15 protein-coding genes are annotated in these 16,431 nt (G+C 65.5%); 7 read left to right on the top strand and 8 right to left on the bottom strand.

The genetic code is table 11. The features are described from left to right. On the bottom strand, positions 1 to 2,463 hold a 2,463-nt coding region (locus tag HFRIS_RS20095), incomplete at its 3' end, for a YbcC family protein (protein ID WP_006464826.1). A 33-nt stretch (positions 2,464 to 2,496) separates the two neighbouring features. After that, positions 2,497 to 4,107 (bottom strand): NADH-quinone oxidoreductase subunit L, encoded by a 1,611-nt coding sequence (locus HFRIS_RS20100; protein ID WP_006464827.1) that lies wholly within the window; start codon positions 4,105 to 4,107, stop codon positions 2,497 to 2,499. Positions 4,108 to 4,206: 99 nt separating this feature from the next. On the opposite strand from HFRIS_RS20100, the gene HFRIS_RS20105 reads away from it, so the two are divergent. The 6 genes from HFRIS_RS20105 to HFRIS_RS20130 all read left to right on the top strand — a co-directional run bounded on the left by HFRIS_RS20105 (position 4,207) and on the right by HFRIS_RS20130 (position 8,137). Then, a complete protein-coding gene (locus HFRIS_RS20105; RefSeq protein WP_006464828.1) occupies positions 4,207 to 5,124 on the top strand; it encodes a LysR family transcriptional regulator in 918 nt (305 codons plus the stop codon). Positions 5,125 to 5,233: 109 nt separating this feature from the next. Continuing rightward, positions 5,234 to 5,536 carry a hypothetical protein gene (locus HFRIS_RS20110; protein WP_234296667.1) on the top strand — a complete coding sequence of 101 codons (303 nt, stop codon included), beginning with the start codon at positions 5,234 to 5,236 and terminating at the stop codon, positions 5,534 to 5,536. Between the two features lie 191 nt (positions 5,537 to 5,727). Further along, positions 5,728 to 6,045: an ArsR/SmtB family transcription factor gene (locus HFRIS_RS20115; protein WP_006464830.1), complete on the top strand. Its 318-nt coding sequence runs from the start codon at positions 5,728 to 5,730 to the stop codon at positions 6,043 to 6,045. Positions 6,046 to 6,047: 2 nt separating this feature from the next. Next, positions 6,048 to 6,482 (top strand): YeeE/YedE family protein, encoded by a 435-nt coding sequence (locus tag HFRIS_RS20120; protein WP_006464831.1) that lies wholly within the window; start codon positions 6,048 to 6,050, stop codon positions 6,480 to 6,482. A gap of 23 nt (positions 6,483 to 6,505) precedes the next feature. Further along, positions 6,506 to 6,955: a YeeE/YedE family protein gene (locus HFRIS_RS20125; RefSeq protein ID WP_039876664.1), complete on the top strand. Its 450-nt coding sequence runs from the start codon at positions 6,506 to 6,508 to the stop codon at positions 6,953 to 6,955. Positions 6,956 to 7,441: 486 nt separating this feature from the next. Further along, positions 7,442 to 8,137, top strand: a complete 696-nt coding sequence (locus HFRIS_RS20130) for a VIT1/CCC1 transporter family protein (protein ID WP_006464833.1) — start codon at positions 7,442 to 7,444, stop codon at positions 8,135 to 8,137. Positions 8,138 to 8,151: 14 nt separating this feature from the next. Here HFRIS_RS20130 and HFRIS_RS20135 read toward each other — a convergent pair whose 3' ends face one another. Both HFRIS_RS20135 and HFRIS_RS20140 read right to left on the bottom strand, forming a co-directional pair. Next, positions 8,152 to 8,565, bottom strand: a complete 414-nt coding sequence (locus HFRIS_RS20135) for a DUF2306 domain-containing protein (RefSeq protein ID WP_081626891.1) — start codon at positions 8,563 to 8,565, stop codon at positions 8,152 to 8,154. 167 nt (positions 8,566 to 8,732) lie between these two features. Continuing rightward, complete coding sequence (locus tag HFRIS_RS20140; RefSeq protein WP_006464835.1) at positions 8,733 to 10,769, bottom strand: hybrid sensor histidine kinase/response regulator; 2,037 nt, start codon at positions 10,767 to 10,769, stop codon at positions 8,733 to 8,735. Between the two features lie 251 nt (positions 10,770 to 11,020). On the opposite strand from HFRIS_RS20140, the gene HFRIS_RS20145 reads away from it, so the two are divergent. Further along, on the top strand, positions 11,021 to 11,851 hold the full coding sequence (locus HFRIS_RS20145; protein ID WP_006464836.1) for a VOC family protein: 831 nt from the start codon (positions 11,021 to 11,023) through the stop codon (positions 11,849 to 11,851). Between the two features lie 13 nt (positions 11,852 to 11,864). Here HFRIS_RS20145 and HFRIS_RS20150 read toward each other — a convergent pair whose 3' ends face one another. The 4 genes from HFRIS_RS20150 to HFRIS_RS20165 form a co-directional block, all read right to left on the bottom strand. Further along, positions 11,865 to 13,931, bottom strand: a complete 2,067-nt coding sequence (locus tag HFRIS_RS20150; RefSeq protein WP_006464837.1) for an AsmA family protein — start codon at positions 13,929 to 13,931, stop codon at positions 11,865 to 11,867. 138 nt (positions 13,932 to 14,069) lie between these two features. Next, a complete protein-coding gene (gene rbsD, locus HFRIS_RS20155) occupies positions 14,070 to 14,462 on the bottom strand; it encodes a D-ribose pyranase (RefSeq protein ID WP_006464838.1) in 393 nt (130 codons plus the stop codon). A gap of 27 nt (positions 14,463 to 14,489) precedes the next feature. After that, complete coding sequence (rbsK, locus tag HFRIS_RS20160) at positions 14,490 to 15,401, bottom strand: ribokinase (protein WP_006464839.1); 912 nt, start codon at positions 15,399 to 15,401, stop codon at positions 14,490 to 14,492. Positions 15,402 to 15,411: 10 nt separating this feature from the next. After that, entirely contained in the window at positions 15,412 to 16,431 is a 1,020-nt protein-coding gene (locus HFRIS_RS20165; RefSeq protein WP_039876671.1) for a LacI family DNA-binding transcriptional regulator, read from the bottom strand.

The raw sequence follows: 16,431 nt of genomic DNA on the forward strand, positions 1-16,431 counted from the left end.
CCATCCATGCTGCAGCAGCTGCCGCACGATGGCATGGCGGGAGACGATGTCGTCGATGGCTGCCTGCGGGGCGTCCACCACTACCGTCAGCCGCAAGGGCTCATGCACCCACTGCTGGCCGTCATGCAGTGACTGGCGCGACAACCCGATGCGCAGATCGCCGCCATTGCCTTCGAATACGCCAATGGTGCCGCCCACCACGTTGTGCAGCAGCTTGTTGCCGCTGCCCAGCCGCACCGGGTCGCTGGTGGAGGCGTGGTACTGCCAGTTGATCCAGTGGGTCACCAGCATGGGTGCGGTCATCAGCAGTTCCAGCACGCTGCCGTCGGCGTCCTGGCTGGCGTCGTAATCGTGCAGGAAGCAGCGACCGCCCAGATCCAGCCCGCGGCTGCGCGTGCGGGGCGCAATCAGGAAGGCGGCATTGCCGGTGAGCCCCCATTCCGGGCGGGTCTCGGCGCCGTCATTGGCGCGCCGGCGCAATGCCTTCAACAGGGCTGGCGGCGTCAGCCTGTCCTGCAGGCCGAGCCGGCCGGCGCGTTCACGGCGCACCCGATCGCCGGCCTCGGCCAGGGTCGGTTGCAAGGCATCCCAGCGCTGGCGGGCGTTCGTCGGCAAGAGGTCCAGATCGAAGGCCTCCACCTCGTCGGTGGTGGTGTTGTGCAGGAGGGCCAGGAAGCGGCTGTCCTCGGGAATGAGGATCCCCCGCTCCAGCAGGCCGCGCCGCACCTCGGTCTCATTGAGTAGCTGTGCCAGCGTACGGGCATTGACCTCGCCGGTCTGGCCGCAGCAGGCGCCACAATCCAGGGCGGCCGCATGCGCATTGTTGGCCGACTGGCTGCCATGGCCCACCAGCAGCACCAGCGGCGCGATCTGCCGATCCAGTCCCATGGCGTGCAGCACCCGCGCGGCCAGGGTGATCTTGTCGGGGAGCGAGATGGCGTTCAGTTGCGGACGGCAGAGCTGGCGGTAACGACTCGGCAAGCCGTGCAGGTCGTCCCGCGCGCGTTCGGCCTGTCCGGGGCGCAACCACTTCCACAAGCCCCCCAGCGCCGTCACGCCGGCCACCTCGACGAAGGAAAACGCCGACCCCGGCCAGCGGGTATTGCCCTGCCACTGTTCCTGGGTGGCCAGGGTCTGGCGCCGGCTGCGGCCCACGGCGTCGGTCAGCACGCTGCTGGGCTGGGCGGCGCCGGCTGGCTGGATGGTATCGCGCACCTGGTAGGCCGGTGCCAGCAGGCCAGGCAATTGCGGACGACTGGCTTCGCTGGCCAGCGGGGTATAGGCCACCGGCAGACCGAAGAAACCGGCGAAGCCCAGGGTCTGCATGCCAGGATGCACGCCCTCCAGGGCGCGGCGCAAGGGCTCGCTGCGCACGTCGATGCAGAAGGCGGCTTGCACCTCGATGGTAGGCGCAGCGCTTGCGGCGGGCTCGCCGTGGCGCTGCAGTTGCTGCGCCAGACGGCGCTGATAGCCGGCCTCCAGGGCCACCTGCCAGAGTTCGTCCACCAGCAGATCGTGCTGCGCCTGTTGCAACCGTTCCGGCGACCGCGCCCAGGCCTGCTGGACGGTGTGGAAAGCGTGACCGGCGGCGACATCGTCCTTGCACTCCAGCAGCAAGGCGCCCCAGGCCATGCGGATGGCCAGCAGTTCGCGCAGGTGCTGGTCCTCGCCCTGTTCCAGGCGCGCCTGCCAGCCTAGATACGCGCACCAGGAGGCCCAGCCATTGACCGTCAGCAGCACTGCTTCCAGATAATCGGCCCAGACTTCACTGGGCAGGCCCAGGTGCTGCATGACCCAGCGCTCGGCCTCATGGGCGCTGGCCGGCAAGGCGCGGATCCCATCGGCGATGTGTGGCAGGCCCATCAACAGGCCGATGCCGTGGTCATGCTCCAGCGTCTCGCGCCAGAAGGCGTAGAGGCCCATGCCGCGCTGCGGCTGCCAATCGGCCTGGTGACGGTCGAAATAGGCGGCACAGGTCTGGCTGACCTGGTGCGTGATGGCCTGCCGCCAGGATAGCCGGGTATGGCGCTGCGGATCGTTGTCCAGGACGTCGATCAGCAAGGGCAGCCGCTGCACCTGGGTGGGCGAGGTCAGCATCGCCAGGCAATGGGCCTCGTCGATGCCACGGTCGGCCGCTTCCTGCGACTGTTGCAGCGCATAGCGCAAGTCGTCGCGGGTGACGCGGCCCTGCTCCCAGGCCTGGCGCAACTGCTCCTGCGGCGGGAAGACCTGGATCCCGCCCAGCAGCAGCATGCGCGCAGCAACCTGGCGCAGCGGCATACCCACGCGGGTCCAGTGGGGATTGACGGCAATGGCGCGATCCAGTGGCCAGGCCGGGGCAATGGCGCCGCAGGCGTCCTGGCAGGCTTGTTCGAGCAGGCGGTCCTGTTGCCCGGTCCAGGCCTGTGCCTGCACCGGCGCGCTGGCCAGCGCTGCCTGGGCATTCTGATGTAAGGCATTCATGGGTGTTCTCCTTGTGATCCGGATCTGGCTGGCTCAATGCCGGGCATCGCCCAGCAAGCTGGGCGCGGTCTGCGTTGTACCCTGATTAGTCTGTTGATTTGCGGCCGCCCGGCGCGCTTTGGGCGCCCAGTCGGATGGCCACAGGGTCAAGGCCAGGCGGGTGTAGGCCTCATCCAGGTAGAAGCCGGCGTAACTACGGCGACGCCATGCCGCCATGGCTTGCGGGCGAAGCTGCAGCAAGCCCATGCAGACATACAGGACCAGCATGGTCAGCAGCGCCAGCACGCCGTAGCCGGTGCGGGGGGAATCGACGATCTGCAGCGGCAACCGGTGCGCCACGAGGGCGGCCAGCGTCAGGCCGGCGGCGCCACCCAGCCCCAGGCCGACGCTGCGCAGGCGTGACCCTTCCGGCCGCTGCGGCAGCCACAACAAGGGTGCCCAGGCCAGGACCAGCACCCCGCTCCACCACCACGGCCAGGCCGCATGGGGACTGACGTTTTGCAGGGCCAGGACCAACGCAGCGCTTAGCAGCGGTGCTGCGACCACGCTGGCCGCGGATGGCAGGGCCGGCGCATGCAGGGCTTGCAGCCGGGTGTCCCGCACCACCGACGACGCGGACAAGAAGGCATGCGCCTTGTACAGTGAATGACCGATCAGATGCAGGGCCGCAAACATGTACAGGCCGGCAACGCATTCGAGCAGCATGAAACCCATCTGCGCCACGGTGGACCACGCCAGCTTCACCTTGATGCTGATGCGTGTGAGCATGACCAGCCCGGCCAGCAGCACCGTCCCGCCACTGACCACCAGCAGCACGCTGCGCGCGGCCACGGCCTGGTCCAGCAGCGGCGCAAAGCGCACCAGCACGAAGCCGCCCAGGTTGACCACGCCTGCATGCAGCAGGGCCGAGACCGGCGTGGGCGCCTCCATCACCTGGATCAACCAGCCGTGCACCGGCAGCAAGGCGGTACGCAGGATTACCGCCAGCACCAGGCAGAGTGCGCTCAGCTGCAGGCCCGGGGACATGGCATGTTGCTCCGCGTGAGGCAGGTGAGCCAGGTGAGACCAAAGCGCCGGCAACGAACCGCTGCCGACTGCCGACCACGCCAGTGCGGCCGCTGCGACCAACAGCACATCGGCCAGGCGGTCGGCGATGCGTTTCTTGTACGCCGCCAGGCGAGCGAAGGGCCGGTCCGGGTAGAAGCACAGCAGCTTTTCCAGCGCCAGCCCGACCAGCGCCCAGGCGACGATGAGCACCAGCCAGTGGTCCGCCAGCAGCAAGAGGTGTACGGCCATCAGCACCACCGACAGGGCCGCGATGTAGGGGCGCTGACCGCCCTCCCCCTGCAGGTAGCGAGCCGAAAAGCTGCCGATCACCGTACCCAGGCCCTGCACCAGTAGCGCCAGCACCAGACCGAGGGTGGACGTGCCCAGAACCCCGGGCCAGGGAGCAGCATGGCGGTCGAAGAACAAGGCCGCTACGGCCAGCGACAATGCCAGAAACAGCGCCAGGCCTGACAGGGCCTGGTAACAACGCCACAGACGCATGGGTGGCAACGACGTGCCGGCCGCCAGGGTGGCCATGGCGAACATCAGCCCGGGCGCTGCCCAGGCTGCGCAGGAAAGTACGGAAATGGTGGTCATGACAGGAAGCCTCATGCAGTGCGATGGCCGGATGATGCTTGTCAAAGATCGTTCTGTAAATTACATTTATATGAACAAATCAATCTATAAAAAAGAACGATGCGACTAGAACAGCTTAATTTCCATCATCTGCGCTATTTCTGGCGCGTCGCCAAGCTCGGCCATTTGACCCGCGCGGCGGAAGAGCTCCATACCTCGCAATCGGCGGTGTCAGCCCAGATTCGTCAGCTGGAAAAGCAGCTGGAAGAAGATCTCTTCATCCGCGAGGGCCGTCGACTGAGCCTGACCGATACCGGTCAACTGGTCTTCACCTATGCCGACAATATCTTCGGCTTGAGCCAGGAAATGCTGGGCCGCCTGGAAGGACGCTCCGCCGGCATCACCCGGCTGCGGGTAGGCAGCGTGGCGACGCTGTCGCGTAACTATCAGGAAAACTGGCTGAGGCCGATCATGTCGGACGCCAGCGTGTCGCTGACCCTGGAATCGGGCTTGCTGGAGGGCCTGCTGGAGCGCCTGGTGCAACACCAGCTGGACGTGGTCCTGGCCAACGAGACGGTGCCCTCCGACCCGGATCGTCCGCTGCACTGCCGTTTCCTGGGCAGCCAGGCAGTATCGGTGGTGGGCCCGGCGCAGCGCTGGGAAAGCCGCAGCCTGCGTATCCCGCAAGATCTGGAAGGCGTGGATATGGCCCTACCCGGGCCGCGCCACGCACTGCGCATGCAGTTCGACGCCCTGTGCATTTCCAACGACGTGCGCCCCCGCATGCGCGCCGAAGTCGACGACATGGCCATGCTGCGATTGATCGCCCGCGACAGCGGCTGGCTGACCGTCCTGCCGGAAGTGGTGGTGCAGGATGAACTGCGCAACGGCACCCTGGTCGTGGCCGGGCAGACCAGTGAACTGGTCGAGAGCTTCTACGCCATCACCACGCCCCACCATCATCACGACGAATGGCTAGACAAGCTGCTTGGCGCCGGGCCGGACGCATCTGGAGGGAAGCGTATCGCCGCCAAGTGAAAATCCATAGACGACTGCTATTGCCGTATTGGCAATGATTGCATTTCGTGCATGTGGCTCAATAGCACTGTTGTCATTGGAGTAATAGCGTACACTGGGGCAGTTCAGGATGAGCTTTGTCAAAGCCACCTGCTCCACGATAAGAAACGCGGCGGGGAAGATGAGAAAGGCACTTTTCAGGTATCGCAACGAGCTGGTCCGGATCGAGCTCAAATGTCCGGCCAGCCCCGACGGCGGTGCTACAGGCGGCAACGGAAGAACCGGTGTCGGTGGGTGGACCTGGGATCTCTATATCAATGGCGAACTGCAGTTTTGCGGACAAGACGCGCCTTTTGCATTTGCCGAAGAAGCCATGGCGGCCGCCAGACAGGCCAGTTGTCGGCTGATCGATCTGCTGCACGCCGCTTCCTGAATCATCCGGGCGAGGATCTCGCCAACACCGGTCCGCCGCCTGCTTGCTTGCGCGACCTCTGCCGCAGCCCGGCCCGCACTCCTGCCTGCAGTCCCTTCTCTTTCCTGCCCCTTTCCTGAAATCCTTGCGTTGTCCGCTTGCGGCCATTATTATATGTTTTAATATATTATATTTTTTGATATTGAAAACGCATGAGCAACGTAACCCCGCTACGCGCCGAACAGATGCGTCAGGCCGCCGGTGAAGCGGTCACCGCCCTAAAGGTCCTTGCCAATGAAGACCGCCTGCTGCTGATGTGCCAGCTGTCGCAGCAGGAGATGTGCGTCAGCGAACTGGAAGAAGCGCTTGATATCCGGCAGCCCACCCTGTCGCAACAATTGGGCGTGCTACGCAACGAGGGCGTGGTCACTACCCGCCGCGACGGCAAGCGCGTCTACTACCGTGTGGCCGATGAACGGCTGCTGGCGATGCTCGAACTGATGTACCAACTCTACTGCCCGAAGGAATGAACATGCACATTGCGTGGAACAGTTTTACCCCCGGCGGGGCGCTGGTGGGAGGTATGCTGATCGGGGCCGCTGCCGCCCTGCTGGTGCTTTTCACTGGCCGCATTGCCGGTATCAGCGGCATCGTGGCCGGGCTGCTGCAGCCCCCCTCGCGCGACACCGGCTGGCGCGTCCTGTTCGTGCTGGGACTGTTGCTGGCGCCGCTGCTCTATGGCGCCGTCACGGCCCTCCCCGCGGTGCGCATCGACGCCGGCTACCCGCAGGTCGTGCTGGCCGGCTTGCTGGTGGGGGTGGGCACGCGCTACGGCGCTGGCTGCACCAGCGGGCATGGCGTCTGTGGCTTATCCCGCTTTTCTCCTCGGTCGGCAGTTGCCACTGCCAGCTTCATGGGCGCCGGCTTCGTCAGCGTCTATTTGCTGCGCCACCTGGCCGGATTCTGAGTTCACCATCCATGGGTGCAAAGATGAATAACAAAGAGATGTTCGCTGCGCTCGCTGCAGGGGTAGCCGGTCTCCTGTTCGGCCTGGGACTGATTGTTTCCGGCATGGCCGATCCGGCCAAGGTACTCGGCTTCCTTGATCTGGCGGGGGCGTGGGATCCTTCGCTGGCCTTCGTGATGGGTGGAGCGATCGGGGTCGGTGTGATCGCTTTCGCGCGCGCCCGCAAGATGCAGCAATCGCTGCTGGGACAGCCGATGCAACTGCCCGCTGCCACGCGCATTGACCGGCGCCTGATTCTGGGCAGTCTGCTGTTTGGGGTCGGCTGGGGAATCGCCGGCATCTGCCCGGGCCCGGCACTGGTGCTGCTGGGTGAGGGAGAACGGAAAGGGATGGCCTTCGTCGTCGCGATGCTGGCGGGGATGGTGCTGTTCCGATGGCTGGAGAGCAGGTCACGCCACGGCAGTCAGGGCTGAACGTAGAGGTTCATGCCCTCTGCCGGATTTGCACCCGGCCTGCTGCGGCGTCGTGTCGCTGCCGTTCAACTGTGGCCGGCGGCCTGGAACATCCCCAGCAAGGAAACGCCACCGATTAGCGCCAACACCGCAATGGCGGCAACGATTGCGATGGCAGTCTTGGGCTTGCGATCGGACATGATGTTCTCCTTCTGGTGATGGTGCGATGGCAGGCTCTGCAGCCTTTGCAGTGTCAGCGGAAACGAATAGGCGATCCTGCAGCCCAGACTAGCAGAGCGCTAAAACCAGCGGCATCGGCCACTACCGCGAGCGGCCCATCATCCCGTCTGTCATCCTCGTGGGACTGCAGGAAGTCAGCGCCCGTCAGTTTCTTCACCAAGCGGCCAACAAATGCGAATTGCCCTCATTTTCGCTAATTGTCATGGCATTCTCGCCGCCCCACCCCTAGAATCTGCGCCATTCCGACACCTCGTCTACTGCATAGCCATGCCCAGATTCCATCTCGAACATCACAAGGTCGATGCCATTTCCTGGCTGCGTGCCGCCGTCCTGGGTGCCAACGACGGCATCGTCTCCACTGCCAGCCTGCTGGTGGGCGTGGTGGCCGCCAACGCCAGCCACGAGAACGTATTGCTGACGGGCGTGGCTGGCCTGGTGGCTGGTGCCATGTCCATGGCCACCGGCGAATATGTCTCCGTGCATTCCCAGGCTGATAGCGAAAAGGCGGCCTTGAGCCAGGAGAAGGAAGAACTGGCAACCGACCCCGAGGGCGAACATCGCGAGTTGATGGCGATCTACATGCGCCGTGGCCTGAAGCAGGAAACTGCTAACCAGGTAGCGACCCAGTTGATGGCCCACGACGCCCTGGACGCCCATGCCCGCGATGAGCTGGGCATCTCCGAAACTACCACCGCGCGCCCGGTACAGGCGGCACTGGTCTCGGCGCTGAGTTTCGCGGTGGGCGCAGCCCTGCCGCTGGCCGTGGTATGGCTGGCCCCTGCAGGCGTGCTGCTGGAGGCGATCGTGATCGCTGCCCTGTTGTCGCTGGCGGTGCTGGGCGCGGTCGCGGCCCGGACCGGGGGCGCCAACCTCTGGAAGGGGGCCTTGCGGGTCAGCCTGTGGAGCTCGCTGGCCATGGCCAGCACTGCGGCCATCGGTTCATTCTTTGGCGCGGCGGTCTAGACGGGCCAGCGCGGTCACAGCCAGCCCAGCCATTGGCCCCAGACCAGTTGCCCCAGATAGCGTGAGGGCAGCAGTGTGAAGAGCCCCGCCACCAGACAGGCGCCGACATAGATGCCCTGCATGGTGCGCCGATGCTGGACGATGTCTCCGCGCCGGGCTGCGGTGATGGCGCGATAGAGCCCTACCCCGGTCAACGGCACCAGCAGATGCAGTGGCGAAAATCCGCCGACATTGGGCAAGTCATGCGAACGGATGAAGAGCGCTGACAGAGCGGTGATGACCATACAGCCCAGCCAGCCATAACCGAGGACGCGATGCCAGCGCGGACGTACCGTGCGACCCAGGCGGGTCCAGAGGGCGAGCGGGCCGATTGCCGCGGCACACAACGCAGCACTCAGGTGTAGGGTGACGATGGGGGGCGGGGACATGGCGGTTTCCGATAAAACGATGGACCCGATTGTCACGGCTGTCCCCACGCGTCGCCAGCGTCATGCGACCAGATGCAGATTGCCTTGCCTGAAATGCTGCCAACGGGAGCAGCCGTGCCGCCACCGTTCAGACTACTGCCTTCAGGAGCTCGACTGAGGCTCGCGGACTACCTTTCCTCTCCCACCAGCTCCCGTACCCGCCGCGCCAACACATCGGCTGCGAACGGCTTGGTCAATACCTGCATGCCCCGTTCCAGGTGGCCATGGTTGAGCACCGCGTTCTCGGCATAACCGGTCACGAACAGCACCGGCAAATCCGGTCGCGGGGCGCGGATGGCGTCGGCCAGTTGGCGGCCGTTCATGCCATTGGGCAGGCCGACGTCGGTGATCAGCAGGTCCAGCTCCGGATAGGCGTGGAGCAGCTTCAGGGCCGTCGGCCCGTCTTCGGCCTCCAGCACGCTGTAACCCAGGTCGGACAGGACCTCCACGGTCACCATGCGCACCAGCGGTTCATCGTCCACCACCAGGATGGTCTTGCTGCCTGGCGCTGCCGTGGCACCGGCTTCGTCCGGCATGAGCAGTTCTTCTTCGCCCGCCTGGCCGTGGTGACGCGGCAGGTAGATGCAGAGGGTGGCGCCCTGGCCCAGTTCGGAATAGATGCGTACCGCACCGCCCGACTGGCCGGCAAAGCCATACACCATGGACAGGCCCAACCCCGTCCCCTGCCCCGTGGGCTTGGTGGTGAAGAAGGGATCAAAGGCGCGCGCCACCACGTCCGGCGACATGCCGGTGCCGGTATCGCTCACGCATAGGGACACATACTGGCCCGGCGTCACACCGCGCTGCATGGCCGCCATGTCGTCCAGCCAGCGGTTGGCAGTCTCGATGGTGAGGCGGCCCCCATGCGGCATGGCGTCGCGGGCGTTGATGCAGAGGTTGAGCAAGGCGTTTTCCAGTTGGCCGACGTCCACGAAGGTATGCCAGAGCCCGCCGGCGGCAATGGTTTCCACCGTGATGGCCGGGCCGACGCTGCGGCCGATCAGTTCGTGCATGTCGGCCACGATGCGATTGAGATCGGCGGGCTTGGGGTCCAGCGTCTGCCGTCGCGAAAACGCCAGCAGGCGCTGGGTCAACGCGGCAGCACGCTTGACGGCGGACTGGGCGCCGTTGAGATGGCGTTCGATGTCGCTGATGCGGCCCTGGGCCATGCGTACCTTCATCAGTTCCAGGCTGCCGCTGATGCCGGCCAGGATATTGTTGAAGTCGTGCGCCAGGCCACCGGTCAGTTGCCCCACCGCTTCCATCTTCTGTGCCTGGCGCAAGGCTTCCTCGGCCTCAAGCAAGGCGGTGGTCCGTTCCTGGACGCGCTGTTCCAGGGTCTCATTGAGCGCGCGCAAGGCGGCCAGGGCGCGGTCGCGCTCGGCTTCGACGGCGCGCCGGCCCTCGATATCGATCAGTACGCCGGGGAAGGTGCTGGGTACGCCATCCGGGGTCAATTCCACGCGGCCGTTGGCTTCCAGCCAGTAGTAGCGACCATCGCGTCGACGCGTGCGGTACTGGTGGGCGTAGGTGCCGCCCCGGGCCAGGGTTTCACGGATGCGGGCCGACAGTAGTTCGCGGTCGTCAGGGTGCACCGCTTCCATGATGTCGGCGATGCACAGGCGCGACAGGTCGCGCTCTGGCGCCAGGCCGAAGGCCACGGCAAAGCCCTCGTCGACGTTCAGGCGGTCCGAGGGGATATCCCAGATCCAGGTGCCGATGATGGCGCCGGCTTCCAGGGCCAGTTGCACGCGCTGGACGTTCTCGCGCAAGGCGGCCTCGGTCCGGCGACGCGCCGTCACGTCCCGGAACAGGACCGAGACCTGGCGCATTTCCACCGGCCCCACGCGCGTGGCGGAGACCTCGATATGACGACCGACGGCTTTGAATTCCTGCTCGAAACGCAGGGGCTGGCCGGTCAGCAGGACCTGTCCATACACATCCAGCCAGACCTGGGCATTCTCGGGCTCGATTTCACGCAGGCGCTTGCCGACGATGCCCTCGATGCCGGTATGACGGTAATAGCCGGAGTTGGCCTCGATGTGAACATAATCGCTCAAGGGGCCATGCGGCCCATCGATGAACTCGATGATGCAAAAACCATCATCGATAGCCTCCAGCAAGGCGTGACGATAGGCACTGCTGAGGGGGCTATTCCCCTCCATTGCCGGTTGCTGATCCAAAATAATGCCCTTCCTGATCGTACTGTCTTCGTACTTGCCTTCGTACGGGTCGATTGACTGCCCATGTCCACCCACTTGCGCCGCCACGGTAGAGCTTGGTGGCAAGCTTATCGGAAAGCTTGGCGTCGCGGCCACTTTCCGAGACAAATCCCCTGCCATGACAGGCCAGCTTGCCGCACGTAAAATGGCAGCCTGCCGCTTCCTGGCAGATTCATTCTTGTTGATTGGCTTCTATGACCCAAGGTCTGCCCGAAACGCTCCCGCTGGCGCAAAATATTCCCGCGCGGCTGGATCACCTCGTCCTCAATACCCACTACGACATCGACGCTGCCCATGCCCAGCTGCAGGCGCTGGGCTTTACGCTCACCCCGCGCGGCTATCACACACTGGGCTCGGTCAACCATCTGGTGATGTTCCCCGGCGGCTACCTGGAGTTGATCGGCCAGCCCCGCGACAGCGACAAGGTGCGCCAGGAAATCCTGGACAGCCCGCTGGGCCTCGACGGCCTGGTCTATGCCGTGGCCGACGTGCCGGCCTGCCACGACGCCTGGCAGGCACTGGGCCTGGCGGTGCAGCCGGTGCAACACTTCTCGCGGCCGGTGCTGCTGGACGGGGTTGCCACCGATGCCCGTTTTTCCACCGTACGCCTGATTCCCGGCCAGTTCGCCGCGGGACGGGTCTACGCCTGCCATCACTTCACGCCGGAACTGGTGTGGCGCCCTGAATGGATGGGCCATGCCAATGGCGTGCAGGGTCTCACCAGCATGCTGGTGACCGATGCCGATCCCGAGGCTACCCGGGCCGCCTATGCCCGCCTGGGGGAATGGGAAGACGGTTTCGCACTCGAATTTGCCGATGCCGCTGGCTTGCAGGCGCGCTTTGGTGGGCTGGCCGCCTTTGCACCGCAGCGCCCGGCCGCTTTCGCGGCGCTGCGCTTTTCAGGCGGCGACCTCTCACGCATCAGCGCAGGGGCCCAAGCCCTGGGGCTGCCGCTGCACCAGGAGCCGCAGCGGCTGGTGGTGGCCCTGCCGGCATTCCAGGCGCTGTTCGAATTCCTGGGCTAGCGCTGTTGCAGCGCTAGCGCGCATCGGCCGCAGCGTGCGGGGCGCAATCGTCGGGTATCTTCTCGCCGGGGGTGATCAGCGGAATCACCGCTGCTACCGGTGCCACCAGCGCCAGGGCGGCGGCCGCGCCTGCCCGTGCAGCCAGGCCTTCCTTGCTGGCACCGATGTCGGGCTTGGCGAAGCTGCCCCGCACATACAAGGGGGTCCGCAGCGACAGGATGCGAACCTGCTTGGTGCGCGGATAGACGTTCAGTGCCAGCTTTTCCTGCCCCAGATCGACTTGGCCGGTGATGTCGATGGCCGCGTCCTCGGTATTGAGGATGCCGTGCCGCACCTGCGCCACGCCCTCCTTGATCGTCACGTCGGCGGCGCCGCATAGCAGTTTGACCTGCTGGTCACGGTACATCTTGGCAAACACTGCGTTGGCCAGGTTCAGACCGGCAGCTTCCAGGATGAACTGGCTGATGGTGCCCTGGCTCAGATCGGCCTTGATCCGCCCGTCGGCGCTGGCCAGCATGGCGGCGACCGAGTTGCCGCTGCCGTTGAGGCTGGCCTGGCCGTCCAGCTTGCCGAAGCTGGCGTCGATCCTGGCCAGTTTCGGAAACAGCTGGCGCACCTGCACCCCATGCAGGTTCACTTGCAGGCTGGAACGGATGTCGTTCTGGCGGCCATCGAGCGTGACTTCGCCGTCCCCCTTGCCACCGGCCATGGCAAATTGCAGAGGCGCGACGGTTAGCACCTGGTCCTTCAGCCGCAGGGTGGTGCTGGCGTCCTGCCAGTCCAGCCCACCATGCAATTGCACGCGACTGGCCTTGAGTTCGATGTCGGCATCCAGCCTGGCCCAGCGCTGCGGCTGCGCCGGGCGTTCAGGCAGCACACGATCCTGGCGCTTGCCTTCGCTTTTACCCTCTTGTTTGCCCTCTTTCTGCTTGCCACCGGCGGCCGGCACGTAATCCTCCAGCCGCAACAGATCGGCGTGGGCGGTCACGCTCAGGTGGTTCTTGGGCGGGCCGCGGTAGTAATGGGCATCCCCGGCGAAATCACTCTCACCGACCTTGCCGGTGAAGCGTTCATAGCGCCAGTCCCAGGCCTTGGTGGCGTTATCGCGATCGGTTTTGCCCGCGCCCGCGGCCTCGGCCCGCTGGATGGTCAGGCTGCCCTGGGTGCTGAACGCACGCGTGGCCGGCAAGGGAACGCCACTGGCGGCATAGAGCCGGTCGAGACTGTCGCCACTCAGACGGATCTGCAGGTCGGCTCGCCGCAGCTGATGAGGATTGACGAGATTGCCGCTGATCACGGTGTGGACTTCGCCCACGTCGCCCTGCGCCTGCAGGGGATAGACGCTGCCTTCGTTGAGCAGGTCGGGCAAGGGGCCGCCGCGCAATTGGCCCTGTATGTCAGCCTCACCGTAGCGGCCCGATACCGCTGCCTGCAGGACCAGTCCAGGCGGACTGTCGCTGCCCTCGGCGGTGCGCATGGCGGCCGCACTCAGGGGGCGGGCATCGAAGCGCAGGTCCAGGTCCAGCGGCTGGTCCACATAGCGGATCTGGGCATGGTCGAAGACGATCTGGTGGATGTCGAAGCTCCAGCGCGAACGCGGCTGCTCGGAGAAGCGCCAGTTCTTGCGGCGCTCGTCAGCCCGTTCCATGACCAGGTCCAGGCCGGTCACGCGCATGTCGGTGATATGCCAGTGCCAGTGCAATAGCGGGAGTGGGGAAAAATGCAGGTCCAGCAGACTGGCCCGGACCAGATGGTCGGCGCTCTGCGCCCAGTCCGGGTTGCCGATCTGCAGGTCACGTGCGGTAAAGTGCAGTTGCGGCAGCCAGGATCTGTCGCTTTGGGGTGTGGCCGGGGCCAGCGACCAGGACAGGCTGATCGGGCCATCGACCCGTATTTCCCGGGCCAGCATGGTGGAGAGCTGGCGGCTGATCCAGGGCTTGGCCAGGTTCCAGTCGAATAGCGCCACCAGCAGGGCCAGCAAGGCCGCCAGCGCCACCAGCGCGGTCACGCACCAGGTCAGCAGGCGGCCCAGCCTGGCCAGCAGTGGCCTGCCAGGCAGCCTCACCGAGTGCACGCGCATCTCCGCCCTCCTTCACTTTGCATGGTTCTGTCCTGACCGCTTAGGTTTCATCCAAACGCGACAGTATCAGCTGTAGGACCGTTGCTGGCTATAGGAGAAGCGGCCGGCCGCTTGTCAGAGGGATGGCAGGCCTAGGCCTCAGAACACCACGCCGGAGCCGAGGATGATATTGGCGTAGGGGGTGCATTCGCCGGTGCGGATCAAGGCCTTGGCGCGGGCACTCTGGCGCTTGAAATCTTCATGCGGGACGCTGCGCTTGCCGGGCAGTCCCAGCGCTTCGACCTGGGCGGCCAGGGCGGGACTGACGGTCTGCATTTCGTCGGCCACGACGTGGAATTCGACCTGCAGTTCGCTCAGCACCGTCTGCAGCACGGTCATGAAGTCCGGCACGCCGCGCGTGACCGCAAGGTCGATCACAGGGACGCCGGCCGGCACCGGCAAGCCGACGTCGCCGATGACCACGGTGTCGCCATGGCCCATAGTGGCAATCAGCTGGGAGATGGCGGCGTTGAGCAAGGCGGTCTTTTTCATGGCATTCCTGGCAGAGAAATCAAACGATCAGAGCACGACTTCGTCGCGCGTCGGGATGGAGGTCTGGGCGCCGATGCGCGTCACGCTCAGGGCAGCAGCGGCCTGGGCGTAGGCGATGGCGTCGAACGGGTCGCGCCCCTGGGCGATGGCGCCGATGAAGCCGCCGATAAAGGTGTCGCCTGCAGCCGTGGTATCGACCGCCTGCACCTTGCGCGCCGGCAGATGGTCTTGCCGGCCATCGGCGAAGGCGCCGTAGACGCCCTTCTCACCCAGCGTGACCACCACATTGCGTGCGCCCAGCGCATGCAGGCGCGCGGCCAGTTGCGGGATGTCGTCGGAGTTGGCCACGGCACGCTCTTCGGCCAACATGGCAGCTTCGATCTCATTGAGGATCAGGTAATCGACCTTCTGCAGCAGTTCGCGAGGCAGCGCCTGCGCCGGCGCCGGGTTCAGCACCACGGTCTTGCCCAGGGAGTGGGCCATCTCGATGGCGTGGATCACGGTGGGGATGGGGACTTCCAGTTGCAGCAGCACGATGGAGGCTTGTTCGATCAACGGGCGGGCGCGTTCGATGCGTTCCACGTCCAGGCGGCCATTGGCACCGGCGGCAATGACGATGCTGTTCTGGGCGTTGGCATCGACCATGATGGAGGCAATGCCGGTGGCTTCGCCGGCCACCTCGTCGAGGTAGCGGTCATCGATGCCGCAGGCGGTAATGGACTGGCGCATCTGGGCGCCGAAGGCATCGTCGCCCACGCAGGCCACCATGGCCACGGCGGTACCGGGTGCGGCCAGGCGGGCGCAGGCCACGGCCTGGTTGGCGCCTTTGCCGCCGGGGATGGTCATGAATTTGTCGCCCGCCAGGGTTTCTCCCGGCATGGGCATGCGAGGCACGCGCAAAACCAGGTCCATGTTGACGCTGCCGATGATGACGATCATGTGCTTTCTCTTATTTCTTTATCTTGTTGTCGAACGGGGCGGTCGAGCCCCGCAGTTGCAATTGTGGCGCCACCGTCTCGCGGCGCGCCGGCAGGTCCGGGTCGGCGATGCGTTCCAGCAGGAATTGCGCCGTCAGGTTGCCCAGCCTGCGGGTGTTCTGGGCCACCGTGGTCAGGGGCGGATGGACGAACTGGGCCAGTTCGATGTCATCGAAGCCGACCACCGACAGCTGGCCCGGCACTTCGATCTGCAATTCGCCCGCGGCACGCAGCACGCCGATGGCCATCATGTCGTTGCAGCAGAAGATGGCGTCGGGACGCGCATCGGCGGGACGCTCCTGCAGCAGTCGCATGGCCGCCTGGTAGCCGCCGATGCCGCTGAAGTCGGCATGCAGCAGGTCATTGGGCGCAAGCTTGCCACCGCCCTCCTCCAACGTCTGGCGGAAACCCTGCACCCGCTCGTCGGACAGGTCCAGCCCCTCCGGTCCTGCGATGCAGGCCATGTGGCGCCGCTTCAGGTCCAGCAGATGGCGGGCCGCCAGGCTGCCGCCGAGGGCGTTGTCGGTGCTGACCAGATCGATGTCCAGTTCCTTGGGGGCGCGGTCCAGCAGCACGGTGGGGATGTCCAGCTTGCCGGCCGGATTCAGGTCGGACTGGTTCAGCGTGGCGAGGATGAGACCGTCGCAGCGCTTGGTCTGCAACACCAGCAGGTAGTCGCGCTGCTTGGCCGGGTCATCGTCGGAATTGCACAGGATGACGCTGTAGCCGGCGCCATAGCAGTGGTCTTCGATGCCCCGCGCCAGCTCCGAAAAGTACGGGTTGGTGTTGTTGGGGATGATCAGGCCGATACTGCCGGTGACCTTGCTGCGCAGCGAACGCGCCAGCGCACTGGGCACGTAGTCCAGTTCCTTGACCGCGGCCAGCACGCGCTCCTTGGCCTCCGGGCTGACCGGACGGGTCTGGTTGAGCACGTGCGAGACCGTGGTGTAGGACACCCCGGCCAGCCTGGCGACATCCTTGATGGTAGACAT

The sequence above is a fragment of the Herbaspirillum frisingense GSF30 genome (assembly GCF_000300975.2).
In the GTDB taxonomy this organism is placed as follows: domain Bacteria; phylum Pseudomonadota; class Gammaproteobacteria; order Burkholderiales; family Burkholderiaceae_D; genus Herbaspirillum; species Herbaspirillum frisingense.

Excerpts from the sequence above, each read along its gene's own strand:
- rbsD (WP_006464838.1), bottom strand. The coding sequence starts at position 14,462 with ATGAAAAAGACCGCCTTGCTCAACGCCGCCATCTCCCAGCTGATTGCC.
- HFRIS_RS20135 (WP_081626891.1), bottom strand. The coding sequence starts at position 8,565 with ATGTCCCCGCCCCCCATCGTCACCCTACACCTGAGTGCTGCGTTGTGT.
- HFRIS_RS20120 (WP_006464831.1), top strand. The coding sequence starts at position 6,048 with ATGCACATTGCGTGGAACAGTTTTACCCCCGGCGGGGCGCTGGTGGGA.
- rbsK (WP_006464839.1), bottom strand. The coding sequence starts at position 15,401 with ATGATCGTCATCATCGGCAGCGTCAACATGGACCTGGTTTTGCGCGTG.
- HFRIS_RS20115 (WP_006464830.1), top strand. The coding sequence starts at position 5,728 with ATGAGCAACGTAACCCCGCTACGCGCCGAACAGATGCGTCAGGCCGCC.
- HFRIS_RS20145 (WP_006464836.1), top strand. The coding sequence starts at position 11,021 with ATGACCCAAGGTCTGCCCGAAACGCTCCCGCTGGCGCAAAATATTCCC.
- HFRIS_RS20125 (WP_039876664.1), top strand. The coding sequence starts at position 6,506 with ATGAATAACAAAGAGATGTTCGCTGCGCTCGCTGCAGGGGTAGCCGGT.
- HFRIS_RS20150 (WP_006464837.1), bottom strand. The coding sequence starts at position 13,931 with ATGCGCGTGCACTCGGTGAGGCTGCCTGGCAGGCCACTGCTGGCCAGG.
- HFRIS_RS20110 (WP_234296667.1), top strand. The coding sequence starts at position 5,234 with ATGAGCTTTGTCAAAGCCACCTGCTCCACGATAAGAAACGCGGCGGGG.
- HFRIS_RS20165 (WP_039876671.1), bottom strand. The coding sequence starts at position 16,431 with ATGTCTACCATCAAGGATGTCGCCAGGCTGGCCGGGGTGTCCTACACC.
- HFRIS_RS20130 (WP_006464833.1), top strand. The coding sequence starts at position 7,442 with ATGCCCAGATTCCATCTCGAACATCACAAGGTCGATGCCATTTCCTGG.
- HFRIS_RS20140 (WP_006464835.1), bottom strand. The coding sequence starts at position 10,769 with ATGGAGGGGAATAGCCCCCTCAGCAGTGCCTATCGTCACGCCTTGCTG.
- HFRIS_RS20100 (WP_006464827.1), bottom strand. The coding sequence starts at position 4,107 with ATGACCACCATTTCCGTACTTTCCTGCGCAGCCTGGGCAGCGCCCGGG.
- HFRIS_RS20105 (WP_006464828.1), top strand. The coding sequence starts at position 4,207 with ATGCGACTAGAACAGCTTAATTTCCATCATCTGCGCTATTTCTGGCGC.